General features: G+C 32.0%; 3 protein-coding genes. All 3 read right to left on the bottom strand.

What is annotated here, in order from left to right:
- On the bottom strand, positions 1-2,065 hold a 2,065-nt coding region (locus tag ACP5SP_RS07585), incomplete at its 3' end, for a type I restriction endonuclease subunit R (protein WP_428076437.1).
- Positions 2,066-2,164: 99 nt separating this feature from the next.
- Entirely contained in the window at positions 2,165-3,379 is a 1,215-nt protein-coding gene (locus ACP5SP_RS07580; protein ID WP_428076435.1) for a restriction endonuclease subunit S, read from the bottom strand.
- A partial coding sequence (locus ACP5SP_RS07575) for an N-6 DNA methylase (protein ID WP_428076433.1) occupies positions 3,376-3,635 on the bottom strand: 260 nt, incomplete at its 5' end. The genes ACP5SP_RS07580 and ACP5SP_RS07575, both read right to left, overlap by 4 nt.

Below are 3,635 nucleotides of genomic sequence, written 5' to 3'. Positions count from 1 at the left end.
AGTCAATCTTTTTTAATATAATGTCAACTTCATTCATCAGTTCTTTAAATCTTTCTTTTAGTTTTTCAAAATCTATAAGTCCCGCTTCTATATCTTCTGATTGGAAAGCTAAAGCTCTCTGTAAGTTTTCAAAAATTCCTATGTAATCAATGATTAAGCCACAAGTTTTTTTAGGATAAGCTCTATTTACCCTTGCGATGGCTTGGAGTAAGGTATGGTCTTTTAATGGTTTGTCGAGATACATAGTATAAAGTATTGGAGCATCGTAGCCTGTTAAGAGTTTTTCTGTAACGATCAAAATCTCTGGAGATTTGTCAGGAGACTTGAACTCTTTTCTTATTATTTTTTCTTCTTCTTCAGATATATGATATTTTTTTAGCAGTTCGTTGTCTTTATAATTTGATGTATACACAACTTTTGAGTATTCTGGTGGTAGGTATTTATCAAGAGCTTCCTTATAAAGAGCACATGCTTCTCTATCAACTGCAACAATAATGGCTTTAAAACCTAAAGGCTTAACAAATTTTTTAAAGTGTTCTGCTATGTGTTGTGCAATTTTTTCGATTCTATCCTTTGCCTTTAAAACCGCCTTTAGTTTTTCTGCTCTTTCTATAACTTTGTTTATTCCTTCAATGTCTGTAATTCCTTCTTCTTCAACAACTTTGAAAAATTCTTCCTCAAGGATATTTTTATCAACATGTAGTTCTGCCTTCGCAAGGGTGTAGTATAACGGGACTGTAGTCCCATCTGCTATTGATTCGTCTATTGTGTATTTGTCAAGATATGGTTCATCTTCATAACCAAAAGATTTAAATGTTCCTTTGCCAACTTCTGTTTTGTCTATAGGTGTGCCTGTGAATCCAAAGTAATAAGCATTTGGCAGGCTTCCCCGCATGTAATTACCAAGATTACCTTCTTGACTTCTATGTGCTTCATCTATAAGCACAATAATATTTTCTCTCGTGTTTATATTCTTTGGCATTCCTTCGAACTTATGTATTGTTGTAATAATAAGGCCTCTATAATCTTTCTCCAGCAGTTCTTTTAAGTGATTTTTGCTTTCAGCTCTTCTTATATTTGGAAAACCATAGGCTTGGAAGTTTTGATATATTTGATGTTCAAGTTCAAGCCTGTCAACAACTACGATAATTGTTGGGTTATTAAGCTCAGGTTTTTTTCTAAGTTCATCTGCGCAAACAATCATTGTAAGAGTTTTATGTGATCCCTGTGTGTGCCAAATCAATCCTTTATTTTTTCCTTTTTCTTTCAAGATTCTTTTTATTATCTTTTCAATTGCTCTTGTTTGATGATGTTTTAACATGTATTTTTGTAGATCATCTTCAGTCTTCATAAATACTATTTTTGAACTTAAGGTTTTAATTACTTCATTCTTATCGAAAAATGTTTTTATAGCTTTTTCAAAGTCAAATTCATTTTCAACCTTCCACCTATAAAATGTTTTACTTTCATATTTCCAGGTGGGACCATAAAAAAGCCGTATTCCCTCCGAAACCGCATAAAATTGAAGGTATTTAAATAGTTCAGGTAAGACATCGTTGTATATTTTAATTTGATCAAGAGCTTCTTCTTCTGCTTCCAATACTGTAGGACCTTTTAATTCGAAATCACATATAGGAATTCCGTTTATAAAAAGAACAATGTCAAGCCTTCTTTTCTCCCTGTCTTCAAATGAAAACTCTTTCGTAAATGCAAAATGATTATTTTCTATGTTTTCAAAATCAATAAGCCTTATATTTCTCTCTCTTTTCTCTTTTTCTACATAGACAGTTTTTTTACCTCTTAGATATTCTAAAAATTCTTCATTTCCTTTTAATGTTGCAGGGATAAGCTTTAATCTCCTTATGACATCTCCGACATTTTCATCTGTTATTATTCCGGGATTAAGTTCTTTTAGCTTCTCTGCGAGAATATCAGATATGAATGGCTCTTTAAGATTTCCTCTTTTTCGTAGAAGGTCAGCGGGTGGAATATACTCCCACCCAATACCTTTAAGATATTCTATTACTCTATCCTGAACATCTCTTTTTTCTGTTATAGGTCTCATGTTTCAAACCCCATTAATTTAAATAATTTCTTTCATTTTTCATAATCTTCTTGCGTATAATAAAGATATCAAAAAGTTTCTTTATTAGCTTTCTCTTTTTCATATTTCAACATCTTTAAGCCTTATTTCTCCACTCATCAATTTATGAAGCATAGTTTTAAATAATTCTTTTAAAATTTCTTTTCTTTTTTGTTCAACTTCTATCTTTTTGTCTATGGTGCTTAAAATGTGTGCTATTTGATTTTGTTCCTCTAATGGGGGAAGGGGGGTTAAAAAAGTAGCAATCTTAGGTCGAGTTAATTGAGGGATACTTGAACCCTCAAAGTTTACCTTTATAAATTTGTTTATAAACTCTGCAACAAATTTTATGTTTAGTGTAACCTTCGGGACTAAAACAAGTAATCTGATAATCGCATTAAATTTTTCGTAACGCGGTACTGCATACCCCACATTCCCTCTTCCTGTAACTGTGATTGCATTTTGAAATTTAAAAGTATCAGCAAATCCATATAATCCATCATTTTCTAAAGAATTTGAATATATTGGGTAAATAAATTTATCATTTTTTTCTGGAGACCAGTTTAATTTTGAAATATCTCCTCCAGCAAAAATATTGAATACCTCCCCCAACCTCACAACTTCCCAACTCTTCGGAATCAATCCAATTTCTGTTTCTTTCTGCTCTTCACCATAAAGCCCTTCCGTAAAAAGTTTTTGCATTAGAGATTTTTTAAGGTTTTTTACCTGCTGGATAATTTTGTCTTGAACTTCAATAGCCTGCTGGATTTTGTCAAGAACTTTAGCAATTTTGCGTTGCTCTTCTAATGGTGGAAGGGGGATTAACATTCCTTTTATTTCGCTCAAATTCAAAGTAGGATAACCTTCTGCCTTCTTATTGGCTAATTTCTGATTTACGAAGAAATAAAATAAAAATTTTTGAAGCAAATTTTCACTTTTTGAATTAATCGCACATAAATGACTTACAATATAAGCATTGAAAGGCAACATAGCCCTTTTTTCTAAATAAACTGTAGCACCACTTTTAGGAAATACAATAGTGTCTTTTGGAAATAATTTTAAGCAGTAATCTTTCACAGCTATATCATTTATCAAATCCCAACCTATGATTTTATAATCGCTGTTATCAATGTGTTGAACTCTTATAAAGGGATATTTTCCATTTTGGAAATACTTTTCTCCTTGAGGAGCAGATTGTCCTGCTTTTACTTCAACCACATCCCCCAACTTCACAACTTCCCAATCCTCAGGAATTAATCCTATCTCCGTTTGTTTGAAGTTATTTTCCACACTCATACCTCAAACCCCATTTTGTTTAATATCTCCTTTAACTCCTTATCAATTGCGTTTCTTTCTTCTTCAACCTTATCAAGCTCAACTAAAATATCCTCAATAGGCATTATTTCCTGCTCTTCGTTAATTGCAATGTAGCGAGAAGGGCTGAGATTATAATCGTTTAATTTTGCCTCTTCTAAAGTTATAATCTTTGAAAATCCTTCAATCTCTTTCCACTCAAAATATATGTCTCGAATCTTTATTATATTGTCACTGG

The organism is Caldisericum sp., assembly GCF_049967455.1.
Classification (GTDB): Bacteria; Caldisericota; Caldisericia; order Caldisericales; family Caldisericaceae; genus Caldisericum; species Caldisericum exile_A.
Note: the sequence above shows the minus strand (reverse complement) of the source record. Positions and strands in the feature narration are given on the sequence as shown.

What these genes read in the sequence shown, in the direction of transcription:
- ACP5SP_RS07580 (WP_428076435.1), bottom strand. Translation starts at nt 3,379, where the DNA reads ATGAGTGTGGAAAATAACTTCAAACAAACGGAGATAGGATTAATTCCT.